This is a genomic window from Streptomyces sp. NPDC046862 (genome assembly GCF_040704615.1).
Classification (GTDB): domain Bacteria; phylum Actinomycetota; class Actinomycetes; order Streptomycetales; family Streptomycetaceae; genus Streptomyces.
Window position 1 is genome coordinate 1 of record NZ_JBEYXP010000023.1, and the last position, 17,000, is coordinate 17,000.

General features: G+C 70.0%; 19 protein-coding genes. 15 read left to right on the forward strand and 4 right to left on the reverse strand.

Going from position 1 to position 17,000, the window contains the following annotated elements:
- Positions 1 to 132 precede the first annotated feature (132 nt).
- Positions 133 to 1,206 carry a glutamate--cysteine ligase gene (locus AB0959_RS24965; RefSeq protein WP_366828753.1) on the forward strand — a complete coding sequence of 358 codons (1,074 nt, stop codon included), beginning with the start codon at positions 133 to 135 and terminating at the stop codon, positions 1,204 to 1,206.
- A gap of 260 nt (positions 1,207 to 1,466) precedes the next feature.
- Here AB0959_RS24965 and htpG read toward each other — a convergent pair whose 3' ends face one another.
- The gene (gene htpG / locus AB0959_RS24970; RefSeq protein WP_366828754.1) at positions 1,467 to 3,377 is read right to left on the reverse strand and encodes a molecular chaperone HtpG; all 1,911 of its coding nucleotides are present in this window, start codon (positions 3,375 to 3,377) and stop codon (positions 1,467 to 1,469) included.
- Between the two features lie 302 nt (positions 3,378 to 3,679).
- Here htpG and AB0959_RS24975 point away from each other — a divergent pair, with 302 nt between their 5' ends.
- The 4 genes from AB0959_RS24975 (at position 3,680) to AB0959_RS24990 (ending at position 6,363) form a co-directional block, all read left to right on the forward strand.
- Positions 3,680 to 4,273 carry an RNA polymerase sigma factor gene (locus AB0959_RS24975; protein WP_366828755.1) on the forward strand — a complete coding sequence of 198 codons (594 nt, stop codon included), beginning with the start codon at positions 3,680 to 3,682 and terminating at the stop codon, positions 4,271 to 4,273.
- Positions 4,270 to 4,842 carry a hypothetical protein gene (locus AB0959_RS24980; RefSeq protein ID WP_366828756.1) on the forward strand — a complete coding sequence of 191 codons (573 nt, stop codon included), beginning with the start codon at positions 4,270 to 4,272 and terminating at the stop codon, positions 4,840 to 4,842. Before AB0959_RS24975 ends, AB0959_RS24980 begins: the two co-directional genes overlap by 4 nt.
- Positions 4,843 to 5,014: 172 nt before the next feature.
- A complete protein-coding gene (locus tag AB0959_RS24985; protein ID WP_366828757.1) occupies positions 5,015 to 5,563 on the forward strand; it encodes a YciI family protein in 549 nt (182 codons plus the stop codon).
- Entirely contained in the window at positions 5,563 to 6,363 is an 801-nt protein-coding gene (locus tag AB0959_RS24990; RefSeq protein ID WP_366828758.1) for an alpha/beta hydrolase, read from the forward strand. Before AB0959_RS24985 ends, AB0959_RS24990 begins: the two co-directional genes overlap by 1 nt.
- A gap of 11 nt (positions 6,364 to 6,374) precedes the next feature.
- On the opposite strand, the gene AB0959_RS24995 is transcribed toward AB0959_RS24990, so the two are convergent.
- On the reverse strand, positions 6,375 to 6,758 hold the full coding sequence (locus tag AB0959_RS24995) for a DoxX family protein (protein WP_366828900.1): 384 nt from the start codon (positions 6,756 to 6,758) through the stop codon (positions 6,375 to 6,377).
- A gap of 126 nt (positions 6,759 to 6,884) precedes the next feature.
- Between AB0959_RS24995 and AB0959_RS25000 the strand changes: the two genes are divergently transcribed.
- Complete coding sequence (locus AB0959_RS25000; RefSeq protein ID WP_366828759.1) at positions 6,885 to 7,481, forward strand: cadmium resistance transporter; 597 nt, start codon at positions 6,885 to 6,887, stop codon at positions 7,479 to 7,481.
- A 28-nt stretch (positions 7,482 to 7,509) separates the two neighbouring features.
- On the opposite strand, the gene AB0959_RS25005 is transcribed toward AB0959_RS25000, so the two are convergent.
- Positions 7,510 to 8,166 carry an ATP-dependent endonuclease gene (locus tag AB0959_RS25005; protein ID WP_366828760.1) on the reverse strand — a complete coding sequence of 219 codons (657 nt, stop codon included), beginning with the start codon at positions 8,164 to 8,166 and terminating at the stop codon, positions 7,510 to 7,512.
- 206 nt (positions 8,167 to 8,372) lie between these two features.
- On the opposite strand from AB0959_RS25005, the gene AB0959_RS25010 reads away from it, so the two are divergent.
- The 7 genes from AB0959_RS25010 (at position 8,373) to AB0959_RS25040 (ending at position 13,803) form a co-directional block, all read left to right on the forward strand.
- The gene (locus AB0959_RS25010) at positions 8,373 to 9,092 is read left to right on the forward strand and encodes a DinB family protein (RefSeq protein WP_366828762.1); all 720 of its coding nucleotides are present in this window, start codon (positions 8,373 to 8,375) and stop codon (positions 9,090 to 9,092) included.
- 110 nt (positions 9,093 to 9,202) lie between these two features.
- Complete coding sequence (locus AB0959_RS25015; RefSeq protein ID WP_366828763.1) at positions 9,203 to 9,817, forward strand: dihydrofolate reductase family protein; 615 nt, start codon at positions 9,203 to 9,205, stop codon at positions 9,815 to 9,817.
- A gap of 238 nt (positions 9,818 to 10,055) precedes the next feature.
- Complete coding sequence (locus tag AB0959_RS25020; protein WP_366828764.1) at positions 10,056 to 10,586, forward strand: hypothetical protein; 531 nt, start codon at positions 10,056 to 10,058, stop codon at positions 10,584 to 10,586.
- A gap of 319 nt (positions 10,587 to 10,905) precedes the next feature.
- A complete protein-coding gene (locus tag AB0959_RS25025) occupies positions 10,906 to 11,391 on the forward strand; it encodes a hypothetical protein (protein WP_366828765.1) in 486 nt (161 codons plus the stop codon).
- Positions 11,392 to 11,461: 70 nt separating this feature from the next.
- A complete protein-coding gene (locus tag AB0959_RS25030) occupies positions 11,462 to 12,154 on the forward strand; it encodes a M24 family metallopeptidase (RefSeq protein ID WP_366828766.1) in 693 nt (230 codons plus the stop codon).
- A 236-nt stretch (positions 12,155 to 12,390) separates the two neighbouring features.
- Complete coding sequence (locus AB0959_RS25035; protein ID WP_366828767.1) at positions 12,391 to 12,981, forward strand: hypothetical protein; 591 nt, start codon at positions 12,391 to 12,393, stop codon at positions 12,979 to 12,981.
- Between the two features lie 129 nt (positions 12,982 to 13,110).
- Positions 13,111 to 13,803, forward strand: coding sequence for a class F sortase (locus AB0959_RS25040; RefSeq protein WP_366828768.1), 693 nt, complete (start codon positions 13,111 to 13,113; stop codon positions 13,801 to 13,803).
- Positions 13,804 to 13,902: 99 nt separating this feature from the next.
- On the opposite strand, the gene AB0959_RS25045 is transcribed toward AB0959_RS25040, so the two are convergent.
- Positions 13,903 to 14,913: a WYL domain-containing protein gene (locus AB0959_RS25045; protein WP_366828769.1), complete on the reverse strand. Its 1,011-nt coding sequence runs from the start codon at positions 14,911 to 14,913 to the stop codon at positions 13,903 to 13,905.
- A 101-nt stretch (positions 14,914 to 15,014) separates the two neighbouring features.
- Between AB0959_RS25045 and AB0959_RS25050 the strand changes: the two genes are divergently transcribed.
- On the forward strand, positions 15,015 to 15,593 hold the full coding sequence (locus tag AB0959_RS25050; RefSeq protein ID WP_366828901.1) for a DinB family protein: 579 nt from the start codon (positions 15,015 to 15,017) through the stop codon (positions 15,591 to 15,593).
- Between the two features lie 286 nt (positions 15,594 to 15,879).
- Positions 15,880 to 16,983, forward strand: a complete 1,104-nt coding sequence (locus AB0959_RS25055; RefSeq protein WP_366828770.1) for a winged helix DNA-binding domain-containing protein — start codon at positions 15,880 to 15,882, stop codon at positions 16,981 to 16,983.
- Positions 16,984 to 17,000 lie beyond the last annotated feature (17 nt).

Here is a 17,000-nt window from a genome sequence, read left to right on the forward strand (position 1 = left end):
GCCCGTGTCGGGCGCCCTGAAATAATTGCTATCCGCCTTGTGGCCTACTGGACACGACCCCCCGGCGGGGGCCCGCCCCCCGGGCCCCGCGCCGTTCCGTCGTCGAGGATCCGTCATCGAGGAAGGGCTCGCATGCGAACTGTCGGAGTCGAGGAGGAGCTCATTCTCGTGGACCCGGGCAGAGGAGAGCCTCAAGCGGTCTCCGGGGCCGTGCTCGCCCTCGCGCCCGACGACGGGCTGGAACAGGAACTCCAACTCGAGCAACTGGAGGTCGCGACCCGGCCCAAGTCCGCGATGAGCGAGCTGTCCAAGGAGATCAAGCGATGGCGCGCCGAGGCTGTCCGACGTGCGGCTCAGGTCGGCGCCGTCCCGGTTGCCCTCGCCACATCCCCGCTGCCCGTGCATCCCTCGCTCACTTCCAGTGAGCGTTACCGCTGGATGCGGGAGGAATTCGCGCTGACCGCGCAGGAACAGCTCACCTGCGGCTGCCACATCCATGTGAGTGTCGAGTCCGACGAAGAAGGCGTCGGAGTACTCGACCGTATACGGCCCTGGCTCGCTCCCCTCCTGGCGCTGAGCAGCAACTCACCGTTCTGGCATGCTCGCGACACTGGGTACAGCAGCTACCGCAGCCGGGTCTGGGGCCGCTGGCCCTCTGCTGGCCCGGTGGAGATCTTCGGCTCCGTGGAACGGTACCGCCGGCAGGTGCGCGCCATGCTCGACACGGGTGCGCTGCTCGACGAGGGCATGATCTATTTCGACGCGCGGCTCTCCCGCCACTACCCGACCGTCGAGGTGCGCGTCGCGGACGTGTGCATGGAGGCGGAGGACACCCTCCTGCTCGCCATGCTGGTACGCGCCCTGGTGGAGACCGCCGCCCGTGAGTGGCGCACCGGGCAGCCCCCCGAACCCGCCGGGATCGGCCTGCTGCGGCTCGCCGCCTGGCGGGCCGGCCGCTCCGGCCTCGACGCCGACCTCGTCCAACCTCTGATCTGGACCCCGGCGCCCGCGGAGACCGTGATGCGGGCACTGCTCGACCATGTGCGGGAGGCACTGGCCGAGGCGGGAGACCTGGAATCCGCGGAGGAGCGCCTCGCGGAGCTGCTGCGGCGCGGGAGCGGGGCGCGGCGCCAGCGGGAGGTCTTCGAACGGACCAGCGAACTCCGAGCGGTCGTCATGGACTGCGCGGACCGCACGGTGGCCTGACCCGGCTCCGCAACGGCCCGCTCCCTGCCGCTGGTGACCGAAGCGGCAGGGCGGCAGACATGCGCTGAGTGACGTAAGCGATACAGGACGTGACTCGTCATGTATCCGGGCGGTCCTTGAGCAGCCGGCATCGAGTCCTGAGCGCACCGTGGTATCGGGCCGCCTTCGGGGTGGCTGGACAACCAGCGTCGCCTGGCAGGGCCGACCGGCGGCGGTCTGCCCGTCTCCTCCGGGCAAGCCGCCGGCCCGGCCGACCTGAGTTACAGCGCGCGTGCCAGACGGTCCGTCATCAGCTTGACGAACCTGGACGGTTCCTTCGGCTGGCCGCCCTCGGCGAGCACCGCCAGGCCGTGCAGGAGTTCGGCGGTCTCGGCGAGACCCGTGTGGTCCTCGCGCTCCTTGTACGCCTGGTTGAGGCCCTTGACCAGCTGATGGTCCGGGTTGAGTTCGAGGATCCGCTTGGCGCGGGGCACCTCCTGGCCCATCGCGCGGTACATGTTCTCCAGGGCCGGGGGAAGGTCGTGCGCGTCGGAGACGACGCAGGCGGGAGAGACGGTGAGCCGGGAGGACAGCCGGACCTCCTTGATGTCCTCCTCCAGCTGCTCCTTCATCCAGCCGAGCAGCCCGGCGTACTCCTCGGTCTGCTTCTCGCGCTCACCGTCGGAGGTGTCCTCGTCCTTGGCGTCGAGGTCGATCTGCCCCTTGGCGACGGACCTCAGTTCCTTGCCCTCGTACTCGCCGACGGCGTCGGCCCACACCTCGTCGACGGGGTCGGTGAGCAGCAGCACCTCGATGCCCCGGTCCCGGAACGCCTCCATGTGCGGGGAGTTCTCGATGCTCTGCCGGGACTCGCCCGTCAGGTAGTAGATGTCGTTCCGCCCGTCCTTCATCCGCTCCACGTACTGCCTCAGCGTGGTGGGCTCGGTGTCGTGGTGCGTGCTCGCGAACGACGCGACGGCGAGGATGGCGTCCCGGTTCTCCGAGTCGGTGACCAGTCCCTCCTTCAGGACCGTGCCGAACTCCCGCCAGAACGTGGCGTATCCGTCCTGGTCCTTGGTCATCATCTCCTTGACCGTGGACAGGACCTTCTTCGTCAGCCGTCGCCGCATCATCTCGATGTGGCGGTCCTGCTGGAGGATCTCGCGGGACACGTTCAGCGAGAGGTCCGCCGCGTCGACGACACCCTTGACGAAGCGGAGGTACGGCGGCAGCAGCGCCTCGCAGTCGTCCATGATGAACACACGCCTGACGTACAGCTGCACGCCGCGCTTGAAGTCCCGCGTGAACAGGTCGTGAGGAGCGTGAGCGGGGAGGAACAGCAGGGCCTGGTACTCGAAGGTCCCCTCCGCCTGGAGCCGGATCGTCTCCAGCGGATCGCGCCAGTCGTGGCCGATGTGCTTGTACAGCTCGTGGTACTCGTCGTCGGACACCTCCCCGCGCGGCCGCGCCCACAGCGCCTTCATGGAGTTGAGCGTCTCGAGTTCGGGCGCCTCGTCGCTCTCGTCGGCTGTGGCGGGGCCCTCGGGCATCATCCGGATGGGCCAGGTGATGAAGTCCGAGTACCGCTTGATGATCTCCCGGATCGTCCACGGCGAGGTGTAGTCGTGGAGCTGGTTCTCCGGGTCGGCCGGCTTGAGGTGGAGCGTGACCGAGGTGCCCTGCGGTGCGTCGTCGGCCGTCTCCAGCGTGTACGTGCCCTCACCGCGCGATGTCCAGCGGGTGCCCTGGCTCTCGCCGGCGCGCCGGGTCACCAGGGTGACCTCGTCAGCCGCCATGAAGCCGGAGTAGAAGCCGACGCCGAACTGGCCGATGAGCCCCTCCGCCCCGGCCGTGTCCTTGGCCTCCCGCAGCTCCTGGAGGAACTGCGCGGTGCCCGAGTTGGCGATCGTGCCGATGAGCTGCCCGACCTCGTCGTACGACATCCCGATGCCGTTGTCCCGCACGGTGAGGGTGCGGGCGTTCTTGTCGACGTCGATCTCGATGTGCAGATCGGACACGTCGGCGTCGAGCGCGTCGTCCCGCAGCTTCTCCAGGCGCAGCTTGTCCAACGCGTCGGAGGCGTTGGAGACGAGCTCCCGCAGGAAGACGTCCTTGTTCGAGTAGACCGAGTGGATCATCAGCTGCAGCAGCTGACGGGCTTCCACCTGAAACTCAAACGTCTCAGTCGGCATGTTCGCGATTACCTCACACGTCCTGTCACCGGAACTGACGGCAGCCACTGTAAAGCACCACGTCAGGACGGTGGCCGAGTGGTGGCAGCGGTGGCTGGATCCGCACGGCGCGTTTGAGCCCGAGCCAACGTCCCGGGGGCCCTGTTCCGATGCCCGTGAGCGGACTGGTTGGCAGGTGCCGGCGCTGAGGACGGCCGCGGGGCAGCGATGCAACGGTTGGCACCCGCCCGACCAAGTAGCGGGTGAAGGGATCACCGAACATCTTGGAGGAGCAGGTGCCCTTAACACCCGAACGGGCCGCGATGCCCGGACGACGTGCGAGCCGGGCCGCGCCGCCGAGGCCGGACGCGGCCGGGTTCGCGGCCTTCTACGAGGAGAACTTCGACGCCGTCCTCGGTTTCGTGACCCGGCGCACGTACTGCCCGCAGGTGGCCGGCGACCTCACCGCGGACATATTCGTCGCCGCGCTGGAGACCGCTGGCCAGTACGACCCCAAGCGCGGGACGCCGTATGCCTGGCTGTACGGCATCGCCCGCAACGTTCTGTCCTCCCACTACCGGGGCAACGCCCGCGAGCAGCACGCGACGGCCCGGCTCAACGGCCGCCGCCTGCTCGACGAGGAGGACATCGCCGCGATGGAGGAGCGGATCGACGCGGAACGCGCGGCCCGGGCACTGGCCGAACGACACAGCGCGCTCAGCGAGCCACTGCGCGAAGTCCTCGACCTGGTGACCGTGGACGGCCTCACCCCTCGCGAAGCCGCCCAGGTCCTGGGGCTCAACCAGGCCACGGTGCGCTCCCGACTGCTCCGCGCGCGACGCGCCCTGCGGGACGAACCCGAGCACGCGACCGGAAACACCGAACCCACCGAACAATTCCTGGAGGTCGTCTCATGAGCATGCCCACCGGATTCAAGCAGCGTCTGGCGTCGGAGCTGACGGCCATGGCGACGGAACCGGCCCCCGTTCCGGCCACCCGGGCCCCGGCCCGTGGGCTTCGTACCCGCATCGCCCTCGGCGCGGTGGTGACGGCCGCCGCCGCGGCCGCGGTGGTCGTGCCGACGGTGAGCGGTACCGGCGGTTCGCCCGCGTACGCGGTCACCCGGCAGGACGACGGCTCGCTGGTCCTGGAGCTGAACCGGGCCGAGGGCGCGCCCGGCCTTCAGAAGCGGCTGAACAGCATGGGCGTACGGGCGGCGGTCCTCGAAGGGGACGACAACTGCTTCACGGGCGAGCCGCCCCTCGCGCCCGGCGCCCAGGGCCGCTACCCGATGTCGTTCGACCCTGAGATCAGCTACAAGGCCTCCGTCCACCCCGCCCTGATCCACGACGGCGAGACGCTGCTCGTCGTGGCGGAGTCCCGGCAGGACGGCACGATCCGGGCCATCTCCTCCCGACTCGTGACGAAGGTCCCGCGGTGCAGCGTGTCGGGGATCGGCGGCGGTCCGGCCGCACACCCGGAGTGAACTGTGGGCGGAGCCGCAACCCTCCCCGCGGCTCCGCCCGTTCAGCGGGCCGTACGGCCGCGGCGTGTTCTTGAGAGACAGATGTGGCGGATCGCCGCCGTGTTCGCAGCGTCCGGCCATCGTCGCGAAAGTCTGTTGAGATGGTGCCGTGGGTCGGGAAGGGTCTGTGGGCATGGAGTTCTTCTGCTACCACCGCGATCGGCCCGGCTCGCTCACCTTGCGCGACGAGTTGGGGGAAGAGCACTGGTCCTACATGGACGGGTACGCGAAGGAGCTGATCGCTCGCGGTCCCACCTTCGCCGACGACGGCGAAACACCCACCGGCAGCGTGCACATCGTCGACCTGCCGGACCCCGCTGCGGCCCGCGCGTTCGCCTTCGACGAGCCCAACTACCAGGCCGGCGCCTACCGGGACGTGCTGTTGCGCCGGTGGCGCAACGTGCTGGGGCGCACCATGTGGGATTTCCCCGGTGGCCGGACCGGTGGCAATCGGTACCTGGTGCTCGGCCTCGGCTCAGGGCGGTCCGCTGACGACGACGTACCGCCCCGCCGGGAGGAGTTGATCGCGTACGGGCCCCTGTTGTCGGACGACGGCACCGCCTGGCTGGGTACGGCGGCGCTGGTCCGTGCCGTGGACCCGGACGCCGCACGTTCCGTCCTGACCCCGGGCTGGTACGACGACATCGAGATCCATGACTGGGAGTTCGGCGGGCGCCGCTGATGACCGCCCTTCATGTAACGGTGTGGGACGAGACCGGCGGCGACGGAGTTCCCGCGGTCTTCGTGCACAACATCTTCACGTGGGGCAGCGACGAGACCTACGGGTTCGCCGCCCAGCGGTCGCTGGCCGACCGCTACCGGCTGCTGCTGGTGGACCGCCGGGGCTACGGCCATAGCCCCGGCACCGACCGCAGCGACTTCGACACCGACGCCGACGACCTGGTCGAGCTGCTGGCGCGACAGGACGGCGGTGCGCACCTCGTCGGCCATGGCAACGGCGGCTTGGCGGCCATGCTGGCCGCCGGGCGCCGCCCCGACCTCGTCCGCTCCCTCGCGCTGATCCAGCCTTCCGCGTTCTCCGCCGCCGCGGGTCACCCGGTGGTCGAGGGCCTGCTGCACCGAGTGCGTAGCGGTGCCGGCGTGCCGGAGTCGGTCACTCCGGAGCAGTACCTGCGTGCCTCCACGGAGGGCATCGGGATGGACATGCCCGAGCCCACCCCACAGCGCCTTGGCGCCGTGACCACCTCGATGCGCGAACGCCCTGTATGGGAGGCGACGGTGCCGCTGGAGCCGTTGCGGGCCGCCCCATGGCCGACGCTGGTGATCTGCGGGACCTGGCAGGGCGCGCCGGAGCCGTACCGCGCGCACGTGGGTGAACCACTGATGGCCTGTGCCGAGGCCGTGGCAGATGCCGTCGGTGCCCGACTGCACCGCGTGGCAGGCTACTACCCGCACACCCAGCAGCCCGCCGCCGTCAACGCCGCCCTGCGGGAACTGTGGGGTCAGGCGACACTGTCGTGAGTTGCAGCCGGCTACCCGATGAAGGACTCGGGGCCGAAGCGGCCCCACGCGACGAACGCCGCGAGCAGGAAATAGATCAGGTTCAGCATCACAAACCCGGATTCGCCGCGGCGACCGTGGGTGATCATCGCACCGACCATCAGCAGCAGCCAGCAGACGGCGGTCACCGGCGCGAGAACCGGTGCGACATCGACCACGGCGGGCAGGATCAGGCCCACCGCGGCGAGGAGCTCGAGAACGCCGAGGGTCTTGACGAAGCCGGTGCCGGCGTCCTCGGTCCATCCCCCGCCGTGGGCCGCGGCCAGCTTCTCCTTGGGCACGAATGTCTTGCTGATGCCGCCGGTCAGGGCTACAGCGGCCAGCAGTCCCGCAGCGATCCACAGCGCGAGGTTCATCATCCACTCCTTGTCCGAGTACTACCTGCACCTCGTACGACGAGAGAGCGCCCCGCCTTGTGACATCTCCGGGGCATCCAGAGCGGGTACTGTCGGCGGGCAACCGAGCACGAGGGGCGTCCGTCCGTGAACCTGGGCATCGTCGGCCAGGCAGCGGGGCTGTTCGCCGTCACCAACATCGACGACATCCTGATCCTGTCGTTGTTCTTCGCACAGGGCGCCGGACACCGCGGCTCAGCCCGCCGGATCGTCCTCGGCCAGTACCTCGGTTTCGCCGCCATCCTCGCCGTCGCCGTCGCCGCCGCGTTCGGCGCGACCTTCCTGCCCGAGTCGGCCATTCCCTACCTCGGCCTGCTGCCTCTCGCGCTGGGCCTGAAGGCGGCCTGGCAGGGGTGGAGGCACCGTGGCGACGAGGACGGCGAACGCGAGACGACCGCGGGCGGGCCGAAGGCGTTGGAGGTCGCGGCGGTCACCTTCGCCAACGGCGGCGACAACATCGGGGTCTACGTTCCCGTGTTCGCCACCGCCGGTGTCGGCGGGATGAGCGTGTACGCCGGCGTCTTCCTCGCCTTGGTGGCCGTGTGGTGTTTCGCGGGCCGCTTCTTCGCCACCCGCCCCGTCATCGCCGAGGCACTCAGCCGGTGGGGGCACGTCCTCCTCCCCCTGATCCTGATCGCCCTCGGGCTGCTCATCCTCATCGAGGGCGGCGCCTTCGGCCTGTGACGTCTACGTCGCAAGGGCGTCGGCCGTGTCAGACGTGCGTGAGGAGGCGGTCCAACGGCCGGGGGACGCGCTCGAGGTCCAGGTGCGCGACGAGTGCCTGCGCGTAGAGCGCCTTGCGACCGCTGTGGGTGCCCATGAAGCGCCGCAGCTGATGTTCCACGGGCCGTTCCCGCTGTGCCGACTGGCTCCGGAAGGTGTGGAAGGGGCGCCGCTCGCCCTGTGCCTCGATCACGTCCTGCACACCCTCGGCCCCGAGAGCGCGGATCAGCTCGTCCTCCAGGTCGGCGACGCACACGTGGAACCCGAGTGTCTCCAGCCCGGCGTGGGTGAGACCGGACCCGAGCCCCACCCGCTCCAGATGACGCCGGAAATGCCGCTCCTCGCCGATGTCGCAGAGACCGGCCAGCGGGAGGCCGAGCCCCGGCGGTCCGCACACGTCCAGGAAACGCCCGATGTTCGTCGCGCCTCCGAGCGGTACCACCGCGACGCCCTCCGCGCCGAGGTCGCGACCGTAGCGTGTGGCCAGCGCTTCGAGCGCGATCTGATCACTGTTCCCCTCGACGAGCACGATCGTCCGTATACCGCCGCCGGTCAGCTCCCGCGCCGCCTCGGCGGCCGCGGCCGCCCCCGTTCCGCCGGCCGCCCACGCGACCAGTGCCAGGCGGAATCGCCTCAACTCGTCCACGAGACCTCGCTTTCCGACGCCATCCTGGCACGGCCGAGATCGCGTACGCACTGCGTTTTCCGGGGGCAGGACTCACGACATCGAAGGATCCGGAGGGGGCCGAAGCCCGTGGCGACGGCCGCCGAAATCTGTCGCGTTCCGTGAGGGCGAGCCGTTAGCCTCCGCCTGGGCCCAGCCAGGTACATGACCGGAGAGGGAAGTCAGACATGGAGACCGAAGGCGTAAGGACCGACCGTTTCGGCTTACTGCTCGACCAGTTCGACCGCGCCAGGGAGATGGCCCAGGTACGCCTGACGGGACTCACCGACGAGGAGTACCTCTGGGAGCCGGTACCCGGTTGCTGGTCGCTCCGGCGCCGGGGCGAGGCGACGACGCCCAGGGCGTTCGGGCCGGGCGAATGGGTGCTCGACCAAGGCGCCCCGGACATCCCGGCGAACGAGTACGACGAGGTTGCCCGGCAGGCCGCCGGCGGGATGTCCGTTGCCAAGATCGCCGACGACTGGAGCGTGAGCGTCGAGCGGGTCGAGCAGGTCCTCAACCACACCGGACCGGCGGAGCTCGACGAAACGCCGATCACCACGATCGCGTGGCGGCTGGGGCACCTGCACCACGAGTTCGCGGGCCAGTGGGAGTGGACCTTCGGTGAACGCCGTCAGGACCCGAAGCAGATGGTCGACTTCTCCCCTTCCGCCGCCGTGACGGTCGAGCGGTTCTGGTCGGTGATGGACCGCTGGCGCGACAGCGTCGGCGCCTTGACCGACGAGCAGCTCGACACGGTCGGCCTGTCCCAGTATCCGTACGGCTCCGACCCCGATGATCCGTTCATCGCCGTGCTGTGGGGCGCCAACCTCGAATTCATCCACCACATGGCCGAGATCGCGCTGCTCCGCGACCTCTGGCGGGCCCGCTTCACCACGCGCGGGTAGGGCCGGGCGCGGCGGGGACGATCGCGTGTCGCCGGGATGTCGAATACGCCGGTTCCTGATCGACGTGAGAGTAAAGGAAGCTCGACCCAGGATCTCAGGAGCACCCCATCGTGACCGTAACCGCGGACTTGGCCATCTCTCTCGACGGCTACATCGCCGGCACCGACGTCGCCCTCGACAACCCGGGGGGCGACGGCGCCGAACCGCTCTTCGAGTGGATCCACAACCTGGCGAGCTGGCGGCAGCGCCAGGGCATGACCGGCGGAGAGGAGAACCGTGACTCCGAGTTGATGCGCGAGTGGTTCGATGCCACCGGAGCGGTGGTCATGGGCCGGATGATGTACGACACGGGCGAGGAGTTCTGGGGCGACAACCCCCCGTTCCGGACCCCGGTCTTCGTCCTCACCCACCGCCCCCGGCCGACCCTGGTCAAGGAGGGCGGCACCACCTTCACCTTCGTCACCGACGGCATCCACAGCGCCCTCGCCCGGGCGAAGGCCGCCGCCGGAGACAGGAACGTCGACATCGCGGGCGGGGCGAGCACGGTGCAGCAGTACCTCGGGGAGGGGCTCATCGACGAGTTGCAGCTGCACGTGGTGCCCGCGCTCCTCGGCGACGGACTGCGGCTCTTCGAGGGACTGGGCGCCGGGCGGCGGAACGTCGAGCCGGTCAGGGTGGTCGACACGCCCCTCGCCACCCACCTGAAGTACCGCTTCGTGAAGTGATCGGGCGGGGATCACGCCTACGGCACCGCCACGGCCGGCGCCGGATGTCCGAGCCGGCCTCGTGTCATGTACAACCTTTCGGAAGGCCCACGGGTCTCACTGGATGTCCGAAGCGTTCCGGGCTCTTTGGAAGTCGCCGCTTCGTACGACGGGGACCCGCGCCGACCACGCATGACGTCTTTGGGTGTTCCCCCGCTTCGGATGACGGTTGTGACCACAGCTAGGGGGATTTCATCGCATGCGTTACCTGAAGACCGCCGCCGCAGCGTTGACCTGCGCCTTCGCCCTCGTCCCGGCGGGGATCGCCTCCGCCGGGACCGGTCCGGCGCCCGCACCGGGCGCACGCACCACCGCGTCCGCCACGTCCACCGCGCCGTCCCCGGCCGGGAACCCGGCGAGCCTGAGGGCGCAGGCCGCCGGGGTGTGCTCGGACGCCTACCAGATCGGCACCACGGGGTACATCACCCGCAGTGGCAAGACCATCGCCTCCGTCAAGCAGTTCTACTCGCCGTCCTGCGCCCAGAACTACGGCTACGTCTGGGTCTGGCAGAGCTTCCGCGACGTCGCCGGTGACTACGACGTGACCTCCGCCGTCTACAGCTACTCGCAGGACGAGGTCCTGGGCAAGCGCTCCTGGACCAACACCACCGCCCAGGAGTTCTGGTCCAACGGCACCAGCACGGTCAGCGAATGCACCGCCGGGACGGGTTCAGTACGGGCCGCGGGCGATCCCGCACCCGCTACGGGCCACTCCAGCAAGCGCTGCTGAGTCCAGCCTGACGGCGGCGGTACGGGGCGCGGGACCCGACTCGCACCCCGTACCGCCCGCCGCTGTTCGCCCGACGCCTACCGGGCCCATCGCGGCGTGTCTCCCGCGCATCGTCAACGGTGCCGCCGCCGACTCACCCTCCTGGGTGCCGGCCTGTGTTGTACCCGGCGGAGTAGCACCTGCTGACGGTGACCAGAGGGAAGACTGGCTGCCGGACACCGAACCGAGGCACGCCGGGACTCAGGGAAGCACCATGGCTACGACGACATCAGCGCGGAGGCGGCGAGGAGCACGTTCGTGCCAGTGGGGAACGGGCATCGTGGTCGCCGCGCTGTTCGCCCTGCCGGTGGCCGGCTGCGGCAGCCCGGGCGAGAGCGACGAGGCCTCGTCACCCGGTCCGCAGACCTCGAAATCCTCTTCCGGGCAGCCCTCGTCCGGGCAACCATCATTCGCGGCGGCGGACGGGCGTGACGTCGGCGCCTGCGCGGACGGCAACTGCGAGGTCGCGGTGTCCGAGCCGGTGACGTTCCGTTTTCCGGGGCCGGCCGGTCCGGCGACCCTGTCCGTGACCGAGGTCGGTGCGAACAGGGTCGAGTACACGGTGAAGTCGGGAAAGAGCCAGTCCAAGGGCGGGGTGACCGGACCGGGACAAGGGTGCGTCACGGTCCTCCGCGACAACGGTGGCGGCAACTCCTGCGGAGACCTCGGGAACGCCACGCGGCCCAGCCCTCAGCCCGGCGCCGTGGTCATCCAGGCGGTGACCGGCGAGGACGGTACGGCGATCCTCCACATCGTGACCGGCTGACAGCCACCGTCACGCGACGTCGCGGTATCCCTGTTGCCGGGAGACGATGCGGCGGCCTACCTTCGGGCCCATGGCCGACGACGAACTCACGCGCGCCGCGAAGCTGTTGGACGCTCAGGCGAAGGCGGAACAGCTCTTCGCGGAGATCGTGGACCGCGGACTCGTCGCGCCGGGCGAGAGGGAGCGGGCGGTCAGCGACCGGATACGGGACCTGGCGAACGAGATGTTCGGTACGACCCGGCACTGGCACAAGAGGATCGTACGGTCGGGGCCGAACACGCTGCTGCCGTACCGCGAGAACCCGCCGGACCGTGTGATCGACGCGGACGACATCGTGTTCGCGGACTTCGGGCCGATCTTCGAGGAGTACGAGGCCGACTTCGGGCGGACCTTCGTCCTCGGCGACGACACCGTCAAGCATCGGCTGCGGGACGACCTGCCCAGGATCTTCGCCGCCGGCAGACGCTTCTTTGAAAGCGACCCGGCCGTCACCGGGAAGCTGTTGTACAGCGAGATCGAGCGGTTGACCGGCGAGGCCGGGTGGGAGCTGGGCGGCTGGCACGCCGGGCACCTGGTGGGCGAGTTCCCGCACGAGTGGATCGACGGCGCCGACACGGAGTCGTACATCACCCCCGCCAACGACACCCCGCTGCGACGCACCGACAAGGCGGGGCGCCGCTGCCACTGGATCCTTGAGGTCCATCTCGTCGACCGGGAGCGAGAGTTCGGCGGTTTCTACGAGGAGCTGCTGACACTCGGCTGATCCGTCACGGCACGCGTCGCCTTACCTCATCGTGGTGCCGGAACCGCGGAGCCTGGCGCCGCCAGTCGGGTCACGTTTCCCGCTCAATCACCCGAAGAGCTCACAAAGTAACTCGAATGCTGATTTCTCCGGTGGTGAGGGGACGAAATCCAGCTGAGGGTAATCACGTCGCTACTGCGATCCCATCCGAGTCGACGCCGTGTCGGCTGCGCAGTCGCGACGAAAGGGGTACTCCCATGCGCATTGCCCGGACAGTGTTCGTCTCCGCCGCGATAGCCGCTGCCGTCGCGATCTCCGCTCCCGCTACCAACGCCATGACGGCGGACGAGCCCTGGGCGTCGACCGACGGCACTTCCTACGGCAGCGACGACCACGACAAGTTCATGAACGACGACCACGGCAAGGAAGAGCACGGTAAGGGAGACGAAGGCAAGGAAGACCACGGCAAGGAAGAGCACGGCAAGGAAGACCACGAGAAGAAGGACGACTTCGGCAAGGAGCACTTCGGCAAGGAGCGGCCGCGGGGCGGCGTCCACGCCGGCAGCGGCGGCCTGACCATGAGCGTCACGGACGGCGACCACGGCGAGGACGAGCACGGCCGGTTCGGGGACGAGCACGGCAAGGAAGAGTTCAAGGGCGACCACGGCAAGAAGGACGACTGGGACCACTTCGGGAAGGACAAGCCGAAGGGCGGCATCCACGCCGGTGGCGGCGGCCTGGCCACGTCCGGAAGCAGCATGGCCGCAGGCTCCGTGCTGCTGCTCGGTGGCCTCGGAGCCGGTGCGTACATGCTCCGGCGTCGCAACGCGGCCGACGCCGCGAGCTGATCAGGTCCCTCTCGCAAGTGCTGCGCTGTCGCGGCCGTCGTCACCTGCAGAGGGGGCGACGGCCGCGGCCGCGGCGTTTCACCACGCCCCACGCCTCATGCCGTAACGCTCATGAAAGGGCACCGCCCCATGGCAGCAGCCCCGCAGCCACCCCAGCCGCACCAGTCGCAGCCCAAGCCCGTGTCCCACTCCCTCCTCCGCGCTCTTCGGTGGCCCGCGGTAGCGGCGGCGCTGGGTGCCCTGCTCATCCACAACTCGATGGACAGCCGAGCGGATCTCAAGCCGCAGACCCGGCCGGCGGCGATCGCCCCGGCAACACCCACGGCGGCTCCGTCCGCTTCCGAGTCGGCGCTGCCCCGCTCTGTGCCGGAGCGCCTCTCGATCCCGGCCATCGCCGTGAACGCGCCGTTCACCCAGCTGACCATCGGCACGTCCGGCCAGCTCAACCCGCCACCGGCCGACGACACCAATCTCGTCGGCTGGTATCGGGATGGGGCGTCGCCCGGCGAGCGAGGCGCATCGATCGTGGTGGGTCATGTCGACACCACGACGGGCCCGGCCGTGTTCGCACGGCTGGAATCACTCCGGCCCGGAAACATGGTGCGCATCGCCCGCGCGGACAACACGGTCGCGAGCTTCAAGGTCGACTCGGTCAAAGCCTTCAGCAAAGAGGACTTCCCGAACGACCGGGTCTACGCCGACACACCCTCGCCCGAGCTTCGCCTGATCACCTGCGGCGGCGCCTACAACAAGAGCACCCGCGAATACGAGGAGAACGTGGTGGTGTTCGCCCACCTCGACTCGACCCGTCGTCGCGGCTGAGCAGGGTCCCGTGCCTTCTGTCGCCGCCGTGGCCGGACCAGTCACCCACGGCTCCTTGGACGACGGGCAGTTCCGCTGAGGCACCGGCGTGCGCCGGACTCATTCGACCGGGGGCCGCATGGCCCGTGCGTCGGCCGCGGCGTTGGCGTAACGGCGGGCCAGGAGTGCGAAGGCGTCCTGGAGTTCGACCGGGCCGACGACCTCCATGTCTGCGTCGAACCTGCCGACGGCGGCGGCCAGGGCGGGCCACGACCACGAGCCCAGCACGAGTCGGCAGCGGTTCGGCCCGAGTTCCTCGACGACCGCGTCGCGGGAATAGCGGGACACCTCCGCGGCGGGCAGGTCGAGGATCACCTCGCCGCGGCAGGGCCAGTCGCCCCAGCCGTCGGAGCCGAGGAACCTCCCGGCCACGAAGGCGGCCACCTCACCTCCCGGCAGTTCGCGTGGGGTGAAGCGAGGGCCGGCGGGGATGCGCGGCGTGATCCGATCGGCACGGAAGGTGCGCCAGTCCTCCCGGTCGAGGTCGAAGGCGACGAGATACCAGCGCCCGCCCCAGGTGATGAGGTGATGGGGCTGCACCCGACGCGGTGGAGTCGCGGCGGCGTCACCTCCCGGTGGATGTACGGGGGTGTAGTCGAAGCGCAGCACTTCGCGGGCGTGGACGGCGGCGCTGAGGGTGATGAGCACGCCGCTGTCGACCTGTGGGGCCTGCCGCGCCTCCGGTGGCTCGACTGCGGTGAACTTGAGGGTGTCGATCCGGCGGCGCAGCCGTGCGGGCATGACCTGTCGGACAGTGGTCAACGCGCGCGCCGCCGCTTCCTCGATGCCGGCGCCGGTGGTCGTGGCGATCTGGAGCGCGACGGCCAGAGCGACGGCCTGCTCGTCGTCGAACAGCAGCGGTGGCAGCTCCGAGCCTGCGTCAAGCCGGTACCCGCCGTCGGGCCCCTTGAAGGCCACGATGGGATAGCCGAGTTCGCGCAGGCGGTCGACGTCACGGCGCACGGTGCGCGGGCTGACGTCCAGCCGCTCGGCCAGCAGCGCCCCCGGCCAGTCCCGGCGTGCCTGGAGCAGGGAGAGCAGGGACAGCAGTCGCGCTGATGTCTTCGGCATGACGCCCATGGTGCCCGGAGAAGCGGCCACATCCTGACCGCTTCCCCTGCGACGGTTCTCTCGTGTCAGACAACGAGAACGACCAGAAGGATCCCATCACCGTGACCGTCACGACCGCGCCCCGCTCCACTCCCGACGATGAGCGGGCCGACCTGCTCGCCGCACTGGCGACCGCGCGATCCGCCCTGACCACCACCACGCACGGGCTCGGCGACCAGCAGGCCGGCGAGCGCCCCACGGTCAGCGCGTTGTGCCTCGGCGGGCTGATCAAGCACGTGGCGTCGATCGAGGAGGCGTGGATGCGCTTTGTGGTCGAGGGGCCGTCCGCGATGCGCTACGACCTGCCCGACGGCGTCACCTGGGCCGACCTCGCGGCCGGTACCGCACATGAGGTCCCGCAGTGGGCGATCGACCACCAGAACGAGTTTTCGATGCTGCCCGGCGAGACGCTGGCCGGAATCCTCAAACACTATGAGCAGGTCGCCGCCCGTAGCGAGGACGTCATCGCCTCCGTGCCCGACCTGTCGGCCACGCACCCGTTGCCGCAGGCGCCCTGGAACGAGCCGGGAGCGGTGCGCAGCGTGCGCCGGGTGCTGATGCACCTCATCGCCGAGACCGCCCAGCATGCCGGGCACGCGGACATCCTGCGCGAGACGCTCGACGGGCAGAAGTCGACCTGACCGGTGACGGAGCCCGGCCGGACCGGGCCATCGCCGCGACCTGGCACTGTGCGCCGGACGCGGTGAACCGGGGCCAGGAGGCGGCTGCCCGCCGACCGCCCGGTCCCGGCTTCAGTGCCCGCTCCGGTCCTGACCTCAAGTGCCTGTATGGAATCGAAGGGAACGGCATCGCCGTGAAGATGAACGCGCCGGGGCGGACCGGCGGCTGCACCGACCAGGACGGAGGCGTCCGGATCATCCAGTGGACGCTGGACCACGTGATGAAGTCCTTCGAGGTGTGTTCCTGATGGCCGTCATGGACAACCGGGCGCTCAACCGCGCGACGCTGGCCCGGCAGTTGCTGCTCGATCGCGCCGATGTACCGGTCCTCGTCGCTGTCGGGCACCTTGGCGGTCTGCAGGCGCAGGAACCGCAGGAACCGTTCGTGGGGCTCTGGTCGCGACTGCGCGCGTTCGACCCGGCAGTGCTCTCGGACCTGCTGACCGGGCGGAAGGTCGTGCGTACCCATCTCATGCGCCGCACCGTTCACCTCGTCACCGCCGACGACGCCGTCGCCTGGCGGACCCGTCACGAGGCCATGTTGCGCCAGCGCGTGCTCGGGACGTACCGCCGCGAGCTCGACGGGGTGGACCTCGACGAACTCGCGGCAGCGGGCAGGGCGGTGATGGCCGACGGCGAGCCCCGCTCGATGGCCGAGCTCACGCGGGCGCTCGCCGAGCGCTGGCCGACGCGCGCTCCACGGGCGCTCGGAGAGATGCTGATCGCCGCCCTCATACCGATGGCGCAGCTGCCGCCACGCGGGCTGTGGCGGACGAAGGCCGGCGTGCGCAACGTCCTGCTCTCGTCCTGGCTGGGGCGCGAGATCGACCCGCCGTCCCCGAACGGCTCCGACCCCGTGGGCGAGGCTCTGGTACGGCGCTATCTTGCCGCGTTCGGCCCCGCCGCCTCGGCCGACCTGCGGGCCTGGTGCGGCCTCGCCGGACTGCCGGCCGCGGTCGCCGCGATACGCGAGGAACTGGTCGCCTTTCGAGACGAGCGGGGCCGTGAACTGCTCGACCTGCCCGACGCGCCGCGCCCCGATCCTGACACACCCGCCCCGGTGCGGTTCCTGCCGGCGTTCGACAACGCGCTCCTCGGCTACCACGACCGAAGCCGGATCATCGAGGACACCCACCGTGGTCTCTCGGTCGCCGGAGCGCGCGTCGTCCTCGTCGACGGCCGGGTCGCCGCGACCTGGAGCGTCGAGGCCGACACCGTGTCCGTCACGCCGCTGCGCGGCCTGTCCCGAGCCGAGCGCACCGATGTCGCCGAGCAAGGGCGGGAGCTGGCGTCCTTCCTCTCCGACAACGCCGACAGGCAGGTGCGGGTCGCCGGGTCTCCATGCTCATAGAGGGTCACGGCAGCGTG

Excerpts from the sequence above, each read along its gene's own strand:
- AB0959_RS24965 (WP_366828753.1), top strand. The coding sequence starts at position 133 with ATGCGAACTGTCGGAGTCGAGGAGGAGCTCATTCTCGTGGACCCGGGC.
- htpG (WP_366828754.1), bottom strand. The coding sequence starts at position 3,377 with ATGCCGACTGAGACGTTTGAGTTTCAGGTGGAAGCCCGTCAGCTGCTG.
- AB0959_RS24975 (WP_366828755.1), top strand. The coding sequence starts at position 3,680 with ATGCCCGGACGACGTGCGAGCCGGGCCGCGCCGCCGAGGCCGGACGCG.
- AB0959_RS24980 (WP_366828756.1), top strand. The coding sequence starts at position 4,270 with ATGAGCATGCCCACCGGATTCAAGCAGCGTCTGGCGTCGGAGCTGACG.
- AB0959_RS24985 (WP_366828757.1), top strand. The coding sequence starts at position 5,015 with ATGGAGTTCTTCTGCTACCACCGCGATCGGCCCGGCTCGCTCACCTTG.
- AB0959_RS24990 (WP_366828758.1), top strand. The coding sequence starts at position 5,563 with ATGACCGCCCTTCATGTAACGGTGTGGGACGAGACCGGCGGCGACGGA.
- AB0959_RS24995 (WP_366828900.1), bottom strand. The coding sequence starts at position 6,758 with ATGAACCTCGCGCTGTGGATCGCTGCGGGACTGCTGGCCGCTGTAGCC.
- AB0959_RS25010 (WP_366828762.1), top strand. The coding sequence starts at position 8,373 with ATGGAGACCGAAGGCGTAAGGACCGACCGTTTCGGCTTACTGCTCGAC.
- AB0959_RS25020 (WP_366828764.1), top strand. The coding sequence starts at position 10,056 with ATGCGTTACCTGAAGACCGCCGCCGCAGCGTTGACCTGCGCCTTCGCC.
- AB0959_RS25030 (WP_366828766.1), top strand. The coding sequence starts at position 11,462 with ATGGCCGACGACGAACTCACGCGCGCCGCGAAGCTGTTGGACGCTCAG.
- AB0959_RS25035 (WP_366828767.1), top strand. The coding sequence starts at position 12,391 with ATGCGCATTGCCCGGACAGTGTTCGTCTCCGCCGCGATAGCCGCTGCC.
- AB0959_RS25040 (WP_366828768.1), top strand. The coding sequence starts at position 13,111 with ATGGCAGCAGCCCCGCAGCCACCCCAGCCGCACCAGTCGCAGCCCAAG.
- AB0959_RS25045 (WP_366828769.1), bottom strand. The coding sequence starts at position 14,913 with ATGCCGAAGACATCAGCGCGACTGCTGTCCCTGCTCTCCCTGCTCCAG.
- AB0959_RS25055 (WP_366828770.1), top strand. The coding sequence starts at position 15,880 with ATGGCCGTCATGGACAACCGGGCGCTCAACCGCGCGACGCTGGCCCGG.